This is a genomic window from Nonomuraea sp. NEAU-A123, from assembly GCF_018603905.1.
Classification (GTDB): domain Bacteria; phylum Actinomycetota; class Actinomycetes; order Streptosporangiales; family Streptosporangiaceae; genus Nonomuraea.
In genome coordinates this window covers 75,689-89,900 of sequence record NZ_JAHFZZ010000038.1, presented here as the reverse complement: position 1 = coordinate 89,900, position 14,212 = coordinate 75,689, and the positions used below count along the sequence as shown (strand labels likewise).

Annotated in this window: 14 protein-coding genes; 10 read left to right on the top strand and 4 right to left on the bottom strand. The window is 70.5% G+C overall.

Annotation, left to right across the window (positions count from 1 at the left end; all coding sequences use genetic code 11):
• Positions 1–188 precede the first annotated feature (188 nt).
• A complete protein-coding gene (locus tag KLK06_RS56030) occupies positions 189–731 on the bottom strand; it encodes a GNAT family N-acetyltransferase (RefSeq protein ID WP_214644073.1) in 543 nt (180 codons plus the stop codon).
• A gap of 58 nt (positions 732–789) precedes the next feature.
• On the opposite strand from KLK06_RS56030, the gene KLK06_RS56025 reads away from it, so the two are divergent.
• Entirely contained in the window at positions 790–1,422 is a 633-nt protein-coding gene (locus KLK06_RS56025) for an alpha/beta fold hydrolase (protein ID WP_214644072.1), read from the top strand.
• 155 nt (positions 1,423–1,577) lie between these two features.
• Here the strand turns inward: KLK06_RS56025 and KLK06_RS56020 are convergent, their stop codons facing one another.
• Positions 1,578–1,763, bottom strand: a complete 186-nt coding sequence (locus tag KLK06_RS56020; protein ID WP_214644071.1) for a DinB family protein — start codon at positions 1,761–1,763, stop codon at positions 1,578–1,580.
• 45 nt (positions 1,764–1,808) lie between these two features.
• Here KLK06_RS56020 and KLK06_RS56015 point away from each other — a divergent pair, with 45 nt between their 5' ends.
• From KLK06_RS56015 to KLK06_RS55995, 5 genes are all read left to right on the top strand, one after another.
• Positions 1,809–2,240, top strand: a complete 432-nt coding sequence (locus tag KLK06_RS56015) for a hypothetical protein (protein ID WP_214644070.1) — start codon at positions 1,809–1,811, stop codon at positions 2,238–2,240.
• Positions 2,230–3,360, top strand: a complete 1,131-nt coding sequence (locus tag KLK06_RS56010; RefSeq protein WP_214644069.1) for a CdaR family transcriptional regulator — start codon at positions 2,230–2,232, stop codon at positions 3,358–3,360. Before KLK06_RS56015 ends, KLK06_RS56010 begins: the two co-directional genes overlap by 11 nt.
• A 94-nt stretch (positions 3,361–3,454) precedes the next feature.
• Positions 3,455–4,678, top strand: a complete 1,224-nt coding sequence (locus KLK06_RS56005) for a thiolase family protein (RefSeq protein WP_214644068.1) — start codon at positions 3,455–3,457, stop codon at positions 4,676–4,678.
• A gap of 4 nt (positions 4,679–4,682) precedes the next feature.
• Positions 4,683–6,218: an AMP-binding protein gene (locus KLK06_RS56000; RefSeq protein ID WP_214644067.1), complete on the top strand. Its 1,536-nt coding sequence runs from the start codon at positions 4,683–4,685 to the stop codon at positions 6,216–6,218.
• A gap of 2 nt (positions 6,219–6,220) precedes the next feature.
• Positions 6,221–7,036 carry an SDR family NAD(P)-dependent oxidoreductase gene (locus tag KLK06_RS55995; RefSeq protein WP_214644066.1) on the top strand — a complete coding sequence of 272 codons (816 nt, stop codon included), beginning with the start codon at positions 6,221–6,223 and terminating at the stop codon, positions 7,034–7,036.
• Here KLK06_RS55995 and KLK06_RS55990 read toward each other — a convergent pair.
• Positions 6,978–8,189, bottom strand: a complete 1,212-nt coding sequence (locus KLK06_RS55990; RefSeq protein WP_214644065.1) for a M20 family metallopeptidase — start codon at positions 8,187–8,189, stop codon at positions 6,978–6,980. The genes KLK06_RS55995 and KLK06_RS55990 overlap by 59 nt on opposite strands.
• Before the next feature lie 81 nt (positions 8,190–8,270).
• On the opposite strand from KLK06_RS55990, the gene KLK06_RS55985 reads away from it, so the two are divergent.
• From KLK06_RS55985 to KLK06_RS55970, 4 genes are all read left to right on the top strand, one after another.
• Positions 8,271–9,311, top strand: coding sequence for an Lrp/AsnC family transcriptional regulator (locus KLK06_RS55985; protein ID WP_214644064.1), 1,041 nt, complete (start codon positions 8,271–8,273; stop codon positions 9,309–9,311).
• Between the two features lie 79 nt (positions 9,312–9,390).
• Positions 9,391–10,608, top strand: a complete 1,218-nt coding sequence (locus KLK06_RS55980; RefSeq protein ID WP_214644063.1) for an esterase family protein — start codon at positions 9,391–9,393, stop codon at positions 10,606–10,608.
• Entirely contained in the window at positions 10,601–11,761 is a 1,161-nt protein-coding gene (locus tag KLK06_RS55975) for a serine hydrolase (protein WP_214644062.1), read from the top strand. Before KLK06_RS55980 ends, KLK06_RS55975 begins: the two co-directional genes overlap by 8 nt.
• Positions 11,758–12,891 carry a hypothetical protein gene (locus tag KLK06_RS55970; RefSeq protein ID WP_214644061.1) on the top strand — a complete coding sequence of 378 codons (1,134 nt, stop codon included), beginning with the start codon at positions 11,758–11,760 and terminating at the stop codon, positions 12,889–12,891. Before KLK06_RS55975 ends, KLK06_RS55970 begins: the two co-directional genes overlap by 4 nt.
• Positions 12,892–12,972: 81 nt before the next feature.
• Here the strand turns inward: KLK06_RS55970 and KLK06_RS55965 are convergent, their stop codons facing one another.
• Positions 12,973–14,175, bottom strand: coding sequence for an MFS transporter (locus KLK06_RS55965; protein ID WP_214644060.1), 1,203 nt, complete (start codon positions 14,173–14,175; stop codon positions 12,973–12,975).
• Between the last annotated feature and the right edge of the window lie 37 nt (positions 14,176–14,212).

Genomic DNA, 14,212 nt, shown 5'->3' with positions numbered 1-14,212 from the left:
CTCTGCTCCGCCGGGCCATGACCAACTTCGCTGTCACCGACCTGGCCGGTCTCGTCCGGATCGTCAAACGCAAGCTGAAGAAGATCCAATACCGGCCCCACCTGCTCACCGGCTGCCTGGCCCAGACCGGACTCACCCTCGATACCCCGACAAAGCCATGACCGACTCTACGAATTCAACCTGTGTAGCTACCGAGGGGAAAGACGCTGCATCCACAGCGAGCTGATGTACTGTCCATTTTTGACGGCATACTCACGGAACACGCCAACCTCCGTAAAGCCGAACTTTCGGTGCAGTGCGACCGATGCGTCATTGGGCATGGCAATGCCTGCGAGGACGACGTGAACCGGCTCGTGAGCAAGGCAATCGAACAGCGCACGATAGAGCAAGGTGCCGATGCCCTGGCCTCGGGAACTGACGTGCAGCGCAATACTTACCTCGACAGTCTCCTGGAAGGCATCGCCCTCTCGGTAACGCTGGCTGTAAGCGAACCCCAGGACCTGGCTGCCGTCTCGAGCAACGAGCAGTCGATAGAGCCCGGTCGAGGAGAACTGCTCAAACCAATCGCGCCGTTCGGCCACACTGGTCGGTCGGGTGGCGAAGGTAGCGGTTGAGTTCGCCGTAGCGTGGTTCAGAATTTCGACGATCTGAGGAAGGTCATCGTCGGTCGCAATAGCGATCTCGACAGGGTTCGGGTGGGCAGATGCGTGTACGTCAGTCCTCTGACTCATGTCGACACGGTAATCCAGGCCAGCCACGAAACCCGGCCCGCCGAAGCTGAGGAACGAAGTGCTGGCCCTGCTGGACGAACTTGGCCTTGACCGGGTTGTCCTGGTCGCGCACGACTGGGGCGCGCAGGTCGGCTTCCGGCTGTGCCTGCGTGCCCCCGAGCGGGTCGGCGCGTACCTGGCGCTGAACATGGTCCATCCGTGGCCGCGGCACCTGTCCGTGCTGCGGAACCTGTGGCGGATGTGGTTCACCGCGGTGGTCGAGTATCCGGTGCTGGGCCGGTGGATACTGCGGCGCCGGCCGGGCTTCGCGAGGTTCCTGCTGAGGTACGGCGTCGCGGATCCGTCGGCGTGGCGTGCCGCCGACCTCAACGAGTTCGCCACCGCGACCGCCGTGTCGGCGCACGCGGGGCAGTCGATGTTCTGGCAGTACGTGCTGCGCGACATTCCGGCGCTGCTCCTCGGCACGCACCGCAGCCTCCGGCTGGCTGTACCAACGGTGATCCTGGGCGGCGCACAGGACCCGGTGATACCGCCGGATCTCCTGCCGGGCGGCGAGCGGTACGCCGACGACCTCACGGTCCGGGTGGTCCCGTGGGCGGGTCACCTCCTGCACGAGGAGTGCCCGGAGGTGGTGGCCGAATCGTTGCGCGCGCTGCAGGCCCAGGTCGCCCGGTCGGCCGGCTCGGCGTGAGCTACCGACCGGTCGCGGCGCCTCCACTCCCAGACGCGCATGGACCGGCACACGGCAGACCACAGCGAGGTGTTCGTTCGTCGGCGCCAAGGGACCGGTGGGCTTAGGCCCGCCACGAGTCGTGAGATCAGCCGCCACAGGACGATGGTGAGGAGTCATTCTCGGTCCCAGATCCGCCCGGTGTCCCAGGCGTACTCCCGGGCCTGGAGGTCCGGCGGCTCGATACCGAGGCCGGTCAGGATGGCGCAGACCTGCTCCCGGTGATGGTTGGCGTGGTTGAGGGCCTGGGCCACGAAGATGCCGGCGCGTACCTCGCGGGTCCCGTTGTCCACGATGAACACGCGTGGGTCCTGTCGGTGGCGGTGACGCAGTTGGATGGTTGTCCGGTGGTGGTCTCCGGGGGCCACAACGGTACGGTGCTGGTGTCGGCCCTGGCCACCGGCGCTCCCGTCCGCAAACCCCTCAATGATCACCAAGGACGCCCGGTGGCGGTCTCCGGTGGCCCGCCGCCGACGAACGGCGAAGGAGATCACACGGTGGGGGTATGGGACCTGGCCAGCGGCGAACCGATCGGCAAACCCTTCAAGGGTCATCAGGGCTTGATCGACGGGCACCGTATGCGGACCGGCAAGCGCACTCCCGCTGCCTCGAAGCGGCTCACCGTCCTGGTGCTCCAGATCGCCTGCCTGGCCGCCGAGGGTCTGTCGAACCGCGAGATCGGCCAGCTGTCCCGCCGCACCGTGAGCACCCCGCGCTCCCGCGCGTTCCCCAAATTCCCTCGCGTGGCCGGCTCCGAGATGTGCTCTCATGACGCGTGAGGCGTTCGACCTTGCCGTGCGGCGGCTCGCGGGTGACGGCGACCTGCTGTTGGAGCGCACACTCGTTCTGCTGGGAGAGCTGCCGTCGTACGCGCCGATCCCGTCAGCCGCGCTGGCGGAGTCGGCGCGGCGCAACCTCGACACGGCGGTGCGCACGCTGCGATCAGGGCGGGAGCTCTCGCCGGAGGAGCTGCCGGAGTCCGGCATCACACGTGAGCGGGCGCGGCAGGGCGTGCCGATCGAGGACATGCTGTGGGGCTACCGCGCGAACATCGGGGTGATCCAGCGGCGGTTCATCGAGATCGCCTTCGCCGAAGGGGTCGCCCCGGAGTTGACGCTCGACGGCTCGCGGCTGCTGTGGTCGCTGGGCGACGCGTTCACGCACCAGGTCATGCGCTGGTATCAGGAATGGACCGTCGAGCAGGCCCTGCGCGACTCCCACCTGCGCGAGGAGTTCGTCCGCGACCTGCTGACCGGCACGATCGGCCAGGCTGACCTCGGCCGCCGCTGCGCCGCCTATGGGCTGGACGAGTTCGGGCGGTACATCGCGGTGCGCGCGCGGGGCGAGAGCAGGGGTGGCGTCGAGGAGCTGCGGCGCCTGCTCGAACGCGCAGGCAGCGCGCCCGGCAGGCCGGCGCTGATCGCCGTGCTCGGCGGCGACTGCGCCGGAGTCGTGGCGCGCAGGCCCGCGCCCGTGCCGGGGCTGGTGGTCGGCATGGGGGCGCTACTGCCGCTGGCCCGACAGGCCGAGTCCTTCCGTACCGCGGGCAACGTGCTGGAAACGGCTACGCGTCTGCGTACCGAGGGTGTGTTCGCCCTGGAGGACCTCTCGTGGCGGGTCGCCGCCGCGAACGCCCCCGAGGTCGGGGCCTACCTGGTGGAGCGGTACCTCGCGCCGCTGCGCGAGCACGGGGAGTTCGGCCGGCAGTTGGAGGTGACGCTGCGCGCCTATCTCGACAACGGGCAGAACATCGCCCGCACCGCGGCCGCCCTCGTCGTGCACGTCAACACGCTGCGCCATCGCCTGAACAGGTTCACCGAGCTCACCGGGGCATCGCTGGCGTCCACCGAGGTGATCGTCGAACTGGCGTGGGCCCTGGAGTTCGGCGCCCTCGGCTGATTGGACCATCGCACAACCATGGTCGGCGGTTTCGACCTCGACGCCCGATTCGTCGGCGCGCCAGCATGGCTGGTGATCGAAGGAGTTGGTCGAGGTGAGTGAACCCGTGTGGATCGCCGGGACCGGCATGACGGCGTTCGGCGTCCATCCCGACCGCGGCGTGCGGGATCTGGCACGTGAGGCGGTGACCGGCGCGCTGGACGATGCCGGGTTGACCCTGGGCGAAGTGGAGGCCGCGTTCTACGGCAATACCGCGCAGGGCGCGCTGGAGGGCCAGCTGATGGTGGGCGGCCAGATCGTCCTGCGGGCTCTGGGGACACGGCGGATTCCGGTGTTCAACGTGGAGAACGCGTGCGCCACCGGGGCGACGGCGCTGCACCTGGCGGTGAACCACGTCCGCGCGGGCGCCGCGGAGATCGCGCTGGCTGTCGGCGTGGAGCGGATGAACGTCGGCGACCGGGCAAGGACCATGAAGGTCTTCGAGGGCGGGTACGACGTGTCAGCGCCGGAGGAACTGGGGCGGGTGCTCACCGAGCTCGGCGGAGACGTCGACGACTCGGCGGTGGGCCGCCGGAGTGTCTTCATGGACATCTACGCCGCCATGGCCCGCTCCCACATGGCGGCGTTCGGGACCACGCGGCGCCAGATCGCGGCGGTGGCGGCGAAGAACCACCAGCACGCGGTACACAACGAGAAGGCGCACTACCGGATCGCGATGACCGTGGAAGAGGTGCTGGCGGGGCGGGCGCTGTCGTACCCGCTGACGGTGCCGATGTGCTCGCCTACCACCGACGGCGCCGCCGCGGCCGTGGTGATCGGCGGCCGGGCGCTGGCTCGGCTCGGCTCGCGGCGCTCGGTGCGCGTGCTGGCCAGCGTCGTCGGCACGGGCGACACCCGCGCGCTCGGCGACCACGACCGGGCCATCACGAGGCTGCTCGCGCAGCGGGCGTGGGAGCAGTCGGGAGTGGGGCCCGAGGACGTGAACGTGGCCGAGGTGCACGACGCGACCGCGTTCGCGGAGATCGCACAGACCGAGCTGCTCGGGCTGTGCGCGATGGGTGAGGGCGGCCACGCTGCCGAGTCGGGTGTCACGTCGCTCGGCGGACGCCTGCCGGTCAATCCCTCGGGCGGCCTGGAGTCGAAGGGACATCCGCTGGGGGCGACCGGGCTCGCGCAGGTGTATGAGCTGGTCACGCAGCTTCGAGGCGAGGCGGGCGCACGGCAGGTGACCGGCGCGCGGATCGCGGTCGCCGAGAACGGCGGCGGGTTCCTCGCAGGAGAAGAAGCGGTCGCCGCGATCACCGTGCTGGGCGGGTGAGGGCATGGCGATCATCGACTTCTTCGACCGAGGCTGGCGGCAGAACCCGTCCGGGGCGGCGTACATCATGCACGAGCGCACGTGGACCTACGAGCAGGCCGGCCGGCTCTCGTGCCGGATCGCGCACGCGCTGCTCGCCCGGGGGTTCGCCCGCGAGACCAAAGCGGCCGTCCTGTCGCCCAACGACCCGGTCGCGTGGATCTGCGTGCTGGGGATCTGGCGCGCCGGTATGACGTGGGTGCCGTTGAACCCGGCCGCCCCGGTGGATGACAACGGGCTCCTGCTCGACAGGTTCGACTGCGAGGTCGTGTTCTTCCACAGCTCGCTGGAGCCGGTGGTGGAGCAGCTCCGGCCGATGCTGCCAGGGGTGCGACAGTACGTCCGCATCGACTCGCTGGCTGACTTCGTCGAGGGCGCGGACGACAGGCCGCCCGCGATCCGGTACGACCTGGACGACGTGGTCGCGGTGGCCCCGACCGGCGGGACCACGGGCCTGCCGAAGGGCGTGATGAACACCCACCGGAGCTTCGCGGCGTCGTTCGCCCACCAGCTGCTGGCGATCTCCTATCGGGCCGACGAGCCCATCGTGAACCTCGCCGCCGCACCCATGACCCACGCGTCGGGGTTGCTGACCATGCCGGTCACCGCACGCGGCGGCACCGTGGTCATCCTGGACAGGGCCGAACCGGCTGCCGTGCGGGAGGCGATTCCACGGCACCGGATCACCGAGCTGTTCCTGCCGCCGACCGTGATCTACCGCATGCTGGAGCTGCCCGGGATCGACCGCGACGACTTCCCCTCGCTGCGCTACCTGCTGTACGGCGCCGCGCCCATGTCGACGGAGAAGCTCGCCCGCGCGATCGGGGTGTTCGGCCCGGTGCTGATGGAGTGCTACGGGCAGATGGAGGCGCCCGCGGCCATCTCGTTCCTGCGGCCCGAGGAGCACTTCGTCGACGGCCGGCTCGCTCCGCCCGAGCGGCTCTCCTCCTGCGGCCGGCCGTACCCGCTGATCAGCGTCGAGATCCGCGACGCCGCGGGCCGCCCGGTCGAGAGCGGGGTGCCGGGTGAGATCTGCGTCCGGGGCGACCTGGTGATGAAGGGCTACTACAACGCGCCCGATCTGACGGCCGAAACCGTGGTGGACGGCTGGCTGCGCACCGGCGACATCGGCTTCCTCGACGAGGGCGGCTACCTGCACATCACCGACCGCGAGAAGGACATGATCATCTCTGGCGGGTTCAACGTCTACCCGAGCGAGGTCGAGCAGGTCATCTGGGCGCATCCCGCGGTCCAGGACTGCGTGGTCGTCGGCGTGCCGCATGACGACTGGGGCGAGGCCGTCAAGGCGGTCGTCGAGCTCAATCCGGGCGAGCAGGTAACCGAAGGCGAGCTCATCGCCCTGTGCAGGCAGCGCCTGGGCGGCATCCGGGCGCCGAAGACCGTCGACTTCGTGCGCTCGCTGCCGCGCAGCGCCAACGGGAAGGTCCTGAAGAAGGCCGTCCGCGAGCCGTACTGGGCCGGGCGCGAGAGGCGGGTGTGAGGATGGAAGAGCTCGACGGCAAGGTCGCGATCGTCACGGGAGGCGGCTCCCTCGCCGCCGGAATCGGCAACGGCCGAGCGGCCGCGGTACGGCTCGCGGAGTCGGGCGCGCGGGTCGTCATCGTGGACATCGCCGACCGGAACATGGCCGAGACGCAGGAGCTGATCGCCGAACGCGGCGGGGAGTGCCTGTGCGTGCGGGGCGACGTGTCCCTCCCCGACGACTGCGCCGCGATCGTACGGCGCGCGGTCGAGACCTGGGGCCGCGTCGACGTGCTGGTGAACAACGTCGGTGTCGCCGGGCCGCCCGGCACCGCGGTCGACGTCGATCTCGACGCCTGGGACGCCTGCCTGCGGGTCAACGTCACCTCGATGATGCTCATGTCGCGGTTCGCGATACCGCGGATGCGCGCGGCCGGTGGCGGCTCGATCGTCAACCTGTCCTCGGCCGCCGGGCTGATCGGCGGTCATCCCTCCCTCGCCTACAGCACGGCCAAGGGCGCGATCGTCAACCTGACGAGGAGTATGGCCGCCGCGCACGGGCCGGACGGCATCCGCGTCAACGCCGTCGCGCCGGGCTACATGTACACGCCCAACGTCTACGCTCAGGGGCTGAGCCAGGACGACCGTGAGCGCCGCAGGCTGGCGGCGCCGCTGCGGACCGAGGGCACGGGATGGGACGTCGGTGAGGCCGTGCTCTTCCTCGCGGGCGGACGCTCCCGGTGGATCACCGGAGTGGTCCTGCCCGTGGACGCCGGTCTCACCTCGGCCCTGGCCGTACCCGACTCGATGACGGTGCAGTCACCGCGGCCTCGTTGAGCCGGCGCGCGGCGAGTTCGGCGAGCAGTCGCGCGCCGTCGTGCAGCACTCCGTCGTCGAAGCTCGCGAAAGGGGAGTGGTTCTCGTGGGCTTCGCCGGGATCGAGTCCGGCCGGGCGGGCGCCGAGGAACACGAACGCGCCGGGGACCTGGGCCAGGACGCGGGAGAAGTCCTCCGACGCGGGGTGAGGGTGCGGCATCGTGGCGAACCGCTCCGCGCCGTAGAGGTCACGGACGACGCCGGCCGCGAAGCCGGTCTCGGCGTCGTCCGTGACCGTCACCGGGAGTTCGGCGTCGAAGCCGAGGTCGGCCGTCGTGCCGTGAGCGGCGGCGATGCCGTTGATCAGCTCGGTCAGGAGCCGCGTGGCCTCGGCCCGGTGGTGTTCGGAGTAGCTGCGGATCGTGGCCTCGAAGTACGCCGACGATGGGATGGCCGTGCCGTGCGAGCCGGCCGACACGTGGCCGACGGTCACGATCACCGGATCGAACGCGTCGAACCTCCGCGTCACCAGGCTCTGCACCGCCGTGATCATCTCCGCCATCGTGGTCACCGGATCCAGGGCGCGATGAGGCGCCGCGCCATGGCCGCCCTTGCCGTGCACGGTGACCCGCAGCTGCGCGTGACCTGACAGGATCGGGCCGGACCGAGTGGCGAACATGCCGCTCGGCCGTACGGACTGCACATGCAGCGCGTACGCCGCGACCGGCTGAGGCCCTGCCGCTTCCAGGACCCCTTCGCTGATCATCTTCGCGGCCCCGTCGTGTCCTTCCTCGCCCGGCTGGAACATGAGGATCACGTCGCCGGGCAGATCGTCCCGGGCGGCGCACAGCAGGTGCGCCGCCCCCACGAGCATCGCCGTGTGCAGGTCGTGCCCGCACGCGTGCATCGCCCCCGGGTTGCGGGACCTGTAGGGGACGTCCGCCTGCTCAGTGATCGGCAACGCGTCCATATCCGCACGTAGCAGGACGACCGGCGCGCCGCCGCTTCCCGGACGTCCTCGCAGCACGGCGGTCACCGAGCTCAGCGTTGTTCCGCGGGTCACCTCCAGCGGGAGCCCGGCCAGAGCGCTCAGTACCCGCTGCTGGGTGCGGGGGAGCTCCAGCCCCAGCTCGGGGTCGGCGTGCAGGGATCGGCGCAGCTCAGTCAGCATCATCGTCTGATTAACGCCATTTATGGTGGTGGTGACCCGTAATCATCAGTGGATCGGCATTTCCTCGCCGGAGGTGAAGGATTCGTGCGCCAGGAGCTCGACGAGCACGACCTCCGGCTGATCCACGCCGTCCAGCTCGCCCCCCGCGCGCCCTGGACGACCGTCGGACCGGCCTGCGGCCTGCACCCGATCACCGCCGCGCGTCGCTGGCAGCGGCTCGTCGACCGCGGCCTCGTGTCCGTACTTGTCACGCCGGGGCCGAGTCTCATGCGCCAGCTTTCGCCCGCGTACCTCGACCTGGAATGCCGTCCCGGTGATCGGGCGGCCGTCATCGCCGCCCTGCGGGTCAATCCGCGAGTCGCGTCGATCGCGATCGCCGCGTCGGGTCGCAGCCTCGTCCTGACGCTGATGGCCGACTCCCCACACGCGCTGGCCGACCTCGTGATCGACCAGATCGGCGCACTTCCCGGCGTGCTGCGCACCGAGCTCTATCCGATCACCCAGATGTACGGCGAGGGCAGTTCCTGGCGCCTCGACGCCCTGGACCGCGACGAGATCAAGCATCTGGATCGGCGGCCCAACCCGGGATCTCGGCCGATCGCCGTCACCGAGCGGCACCGGGCGCTGTTCCGCGCACTCAGCCTGGACGCCCGGGCCCCGGCTGCCATCCTCGCGCAGCAACTCGGGGAGAGCGCCTCGACGACGACCCGGAGGCTCGCGGCGATGCGGGCCGCGGGCCTCATCTCGATGCGATGCGACGTCACCCCTGAGGCAGCGGGCTGGCCGATCCTCGTCAACTACCTCACGCGCGTGCCCGCCGGAGCCCTCGAATCCGCCGGCCGGGCGCTGGCGGCGCTGCCGGAGAACCGCGGCACCTTCGCCATCGCCGCGCGGACCAACCTCTTCGTCAGCCAGTGGCTGCGCGGGATGTCGGACGTCCAGAGCGCCGAGGCGCGTATGACCGCGGCCATCCCCGCTCTGGAGGTCTGCGACCGGATGGTCACGCTTCGGACGGCCAAGCGCATGGGTCGCATCCTCGACGCGGACGGGCGGTCGATCGGGGTAGTTCCGCTCGATCCCTGGCACGATTCCGTCGTCTCGCGGGCCGCGATGGCCGATCCCTAGCGATGGGCCATCCGTCCGCACGGCTGTGCTTGGGTTCGTGGAGTCGGAAGGCGTCACGACCAGGAGAGGCTGGCATGGTATGGAAGACGGCCCGCGCATCAGGGCTCTGCTGGAGTCGGACGACCCCCTCGCGGCCGAGGCGGCACTCTGGGCCGACCTGCGATCGGCCGGCACGCCGCTGATCGAGCCCCATCCGGATGATCCGGACGCGTGCCTGGTGACCTTCCTCTGGTACGCCGACCGGCCGGTCGAGCGGGTCGTGGTGAACGAGGCGGTCAGTTCGCTCCCTCCGGAGAGCCGCACCCTGTCCCTGGCGCCGGGCACGTCAACATGGTTCGCCACGTGGCCGGTGAAGTCGGATGTGCGGGCGACGTACCACTTCGAGGTCTTTGCCGGGTCCGGCAGTGAGCGGATCGGCGACGAGCACGCCCGCGTACGCGAACCGCACGACTACAGTGTGCTCGGCTCCCCGGAGTCGATCCTGGTCTGCCCCGGTGCCGAGCCGCTCTCCTGGGCCGACCGGCGGCCGGACACGCCCCGCGGGACCGTGACCGGTGCGGTCCTCGGCGACGGCCGGGAGGTGTGGGTGTACACGCCGCCGGGCCACGACCACCTCGCCGGCCCGCTCGGCGTCCTGGTGGTCCTCGACGGTCAGGCCCGGCACAGCGCCGTGACGGTCCTGGACAACCTGCACGCCGACGGTCGGATCGCACCCACGGCGGCGATCCTCGTCGGGCAGCTCGACCGCAACGCCGAGCTGACGTGCGACGCCGGCTTCTCCCGCTTCCTCGCCGAGGAACTGCTGCCGTGGGCGCGGGAGGCGTACCACCTGACCGCCGATCCGGCTGGAACCGTCATCGCCGGCTGCAGCCTGGGCGGACTGTGCGCGGCCTACACCGGCCTGCGCCACCCGGAGGTCTTCGGCAACGTACTCATGCTTTCGGGGTCGGTCTGGTGGGACCCGGACACTCTGCGGGAGTACTTCCAGCTCGCCGGCTCCGGCCCTCGCGCGATCGGCGCCAGGTCCAGGACGCCCGCCATCATCGGGGAGTACACACGGGCGGAACGGGCCCCGATCCGGATCTACCAGGACGTCGGGGCGTTCGAGACGGGACCGCCGCCCGCGACTCCGCACCAGATCCACGCCAGCAGGCACTTTCGCGACGTGCTCACCCTCAAGGGCTACGACTACGTCTACCGTGAGTTCGCCGGAGGCCACGACGAGACATGGTGGCGCAGCCGCCTCGGCGACGGCCTGATCTGGCTGACGGACCCGCGAGGAGCGGACCGTGGTTGACCTCGCAGGCACGTACACGAGCAGGTTCGCGCGGCTCGCCGAAGAGTTCGCCGGGCAGCTCGACTCGGACGGCGAACTCGGTGCGTCGATCGCCGTCGTGCACGAGGGCGAACTGGTCGTCGACATCTGGGGTGGCTGGATGGACGAGGCCAGGAGGACACCGTGGGCCGAGGACACCATCACCTGTGTGTGGTCCTCGACCAAGACCGTGATGGCGCTCGCCGCGCTGATGCTCGTCGACCGCGGCCTGCTCGACGTGCGAGAGAAGGTCGCGACCTACTGGCCGGAGTTCGCCGCTGCCGGCAAACAGGACATAGAGGTCCGGCACCTCCTGGCCCACACCTCCGGGCTTCCGGCCTGGGACCAGCCGGTCACGCTCGACGACCTCTACGACTGGGATCGTTCCACCGCGCGGCTCGCGGCCCAGGCGCCCTGGTGGGAGCCGGGCACCGCCTCCGGCTACCACGCGCTCAGCCAGGGCCACCTTGTCGGCGAGGTGCTCCGCCGGATCACCGGCCGCTCGCTCAAGGAGTTCGTCGCCTACGACATCGCCTCCGTGCTGGACGCCGACTTCAGCATCGGTGTGCCCCGCGCGGACTACGGCCGGGTCGCCAACATCGTCCCGCCGCCGCCCCGGCCGGTCGACCTCACGGCGCTCGACCCCGCCGGTGTGACGTTCAGGGCGTTGACCTCGCCGGCCCCCGACGCCGCCGCGAGCTGGAGCGACGAGTGGCGCGCCGCGGACATCGGCTCGGGCAACGGGCACACGAACGCTCGCGCACTCGCCCTCATCCAGTCGGCGATGTCGCACGGCGGCGTCGCGCGGGGTCACCGTCTGCTGAGCCCGGAGACGATCGAGCTGGTCTTCGACGAGCAGGCCAGCGGGGTCGACCTCGTACTCGGCGCGCCGCGGCGGTTCGGTGTCGGCTTCGGCCTGACCATGCCCGAGGTGCTGCCCTACCTGCCCGAATCCAAGATCTGTTTCTGGGGCGGATGGGGTGGCTCGATCGTCGTCAACGACCTCGACCGCAACCTGACCATCGCCTACGTGATGAACAGGATGGACAACGCGAACACCCCGGGCGTCATCGGCACGCGGCAGAGCATCGCCTATGTGACCACAGCCTTCGACTGCGCGGAGGGACGCCGATGATCCGGCTACCGACGCCCACGGGTACGCACGCCGTCGGAGTACGGGATCTGGAGTTCGGTTCCCAGCTCCTGACCCGGGCGTGGTATCCGGCGCCCGCCGGGACCGCCACTCCGCCGCGCGCCTACGCGGTCGGGCCCGAGCGAGAACTCCTCCTCGCGTGGACGGCCCGGCGCAATCCGGGCTGGGACGCGGCGACGTCCACGGCCCTCCTCGCCGACGCGACCACGAACAGTCACGCCGACGCCCCAGTCCTGCCGGGACGCCACCCGGTGATCGTGTTCTCCCACGGCGCGGACCTGTATCCCGCCCAGAACACCGCGCTCATGGAGGAACTCGCCTCCCACGGATTCGTGGCCGTCAGCGTGCTCCAGCGGGGCGGCGGGTTCGCCGCCCGCCCTGACGGATCGACGCTCGACACCGACCAGACGTTCCTGAGCGCCGCCGCCGATCTCTTCGCCCGGATCGAGGGCTTCATGCGGGCGGGCAATGACATCGACGCTCGTTTCGCCTGGTTCGACGAGTTGTGGGCGACCGGCGAGGTGGTCGCCGTCGCCAGGGAGTGGCGCGACCGCATGATCGCGGTCGCCGACGCGCTCGAAGGCTCGCCGGCTGACGACCTCGTGGCCGCTTGCGACCTGTCGAGGCTGGCCTACGTCGGCATGTCCTTCGGCGGCTCGGCCGCCGTGAGCGCGGCTCACGCCGATCCGAGGGCCCGCGCCGCCGTCAACCTCGACGGGGTGCACTACGGGAGCGACCTGTTCGGCCGTCCGGCCCGCGTGCCGATCCTCGCGCTCTGCGCCAACCAGGCCAACGTCGCGGACTACCGGGAGGGGGCAACCGACCGGTACTACTACAACGACTTCTTCTACGAGGACTTCGCCGGTATGGGCCTGCGCGAGGACATCGTCCGGATCAAGATCAAGGGCACGATGCACCGGGACTTCACCGACCTGACCCTGATTCCCGGCAAGCGGCACCTCGACCGTCTCGGCTCCGCGGACGGAGAGCGGGTCACCCGGCTGGTGTCCCGGTTCACGCTCGAGTTCCTCCGCCGCTTCGTCCTCAAGGAGGAGCCGGAATGGGAGGTCACGGACGTGTCGCACATCCGCGCGTGGGCCCGCATGCCATGACATCCGACGACTCGCTGGAGGTGTACGACCGCCACGACCTGCCCGGCTCCCACTGCGGCACCCCGATCGGGCGCGATCCTTTCATGAACCAGTCGTCCGCCGGCTCCTGCCGGAGATGCCGGAGACGGCCGCGCTGACCACGGCGAGCGCGGCTCCCACCCACATCACCGCGGAGATCGACACGCTGTCCACGATCCGGCCGCCGGCGAACGAGCCGAGCGCGACGGAGACGTTGAAGGCACCGACGAAGAGCGCCGTGCCCATTTCGCCGCCGCCCGACCGCATGATCCAGAGCTGCAGGGTCACGCCCACGCCGCCGTAGCCCAAGCCCCACACCATGAGCACGATCAAGGGCAGGCCGATCAGGGGCAGCGCCGCCATGGAGAACGCCATCAGCACGGCCAGCGCGACCAGGACCGGCTTGGGGTTCCTGGCCGCCCATGCGCCTGCCGCGAAGTTGCCGGCCACGCCCGCGGCGCCGTACAGGAGGAGGGCGGTGCTGACGAGGGCGGGACCGGCGTGCGAGACCTGCTCCAGGAACGGCCGGACGTAGGTGTAGGCCGCGAAGTGGCCGGACACGATCAAGACGGTCAGGCCGAGGACGACCTTGAGCGGGCCGGAGAGCCACGTGAGCCGCCCCTCCGACGCGCGGGCCGGGGCCTCGCGGGACAACGGCTCGGACGCGTGGGCTCGAGGTTCGCCGGGCAGGGGCGGCAGAGTGGTGGCCAGCAGCGCGAGTAGGGCCAGGGCCAGCACCCCCATGGCGATGAACGCGGTCCGCCACCCCGCGAACGACGAGATGAACGTCGCCACGGGCACTCCCAATACCGACGCCACCGACACCCCGGCCAAGATGATCGACGTGGCCCGCCCGACGGACCTTTCGGGCACCAGCCGCGGGCCGAGTCCGGCCGCGAAGGCCCAGAACCCGCCGATGCTCACCCCGGTCAGCACCCGGGCGGCCAGCATGACGGGGTAGTTCGGCGCGAACGCGCCCGCCAGGTTCGCCACCGCCAGCAGCGCCATCAACCCCAGCAGCGTGCCGCGCCGGTCGAACCGTCGGGTGGTGATCGCCACCACGGGCGCGGACACAGCGGCGACCAGTCCGGGCGCCGACATCATCAGCCCGGCCGTCCCGTCGGAGACGCCGAGGGTGTCGGCGATCGAGGTCAGCAGGCCAACGGGCAGCATCTCGCTGGTCACGATGGTGAAGGTGCCCACCGCGACCGAGAACACGGCGAGCCAGCGCGCCCGAGTGCCGACGGAAACATCAGTCATGGTCATGCCAGCCAGCTTTCTGCCGGCCACCAGCGGGAACAAT

What these genes read in the sequence shown, in the direction of transcription:
- KLK06_RS55995 (WP_214644066.1), top strand. Translation starts at nt 6,221, where the DNA reads ATGGAAGAGCTCGACGGCAAGGTCGCGATCGTCACGGGAGGCGGCTCC.
- KLK06_RS55990 (WP_214644065.1), bottom strand. Translation starts at nt 8,189, where the DNA reads ATGATGCTGACTGAGCTGCGCCGATCCCTGCACGCCGACCCCGAGCTG.
- KLK06_RS56030 (WP_214644073.1), bottom strand. Translation starts at nt 731, where the DNA reads ATGAGTCAGAGGACTGACGTACACGCATCTGCCCACCCGAACCCTGTC.
- KLK06_RS56000 (WP_214644067.1), top strand. Translation starts at nt 4,683, where the DNA reads ATGGCGATCATCGACTTCTTCGACCGAGGCTGGCGGCAGAACCCGTCC.
- KLK06_RS55965 (WP_214644060.1), bottom strand. Translation starts at nt 14,175, where the DNA reads ATGACCATGACTGATGTTTCCGTCGGCACTCGGGCGCGCTGGCTCGCC.
- KLK06_RS55980 (WP_214644063.1), top strand. Translation starts at nt 9,391, where the DNA reads ATGGAAGACGGCCCGCGCATCAGGGCTCTGCTGGAGTCGGACGACCCC.
- KLK06_RS55970 (WP_214644061.1), top strand. Translation starts at nt 11,758, where the DNA reads ATGATCCGGCTACCGACGCCCACGGGTACGCACGCCGTCGGAGTACGG.
- KLK06_RS56010 (WP_214644069.1), top strand. Translation starts at nt 2,230, where the DNA reads ATGACGCGTGAGGCGTTCGACCTTGCCGTGCGGCGGCTCGCGGGTGAC.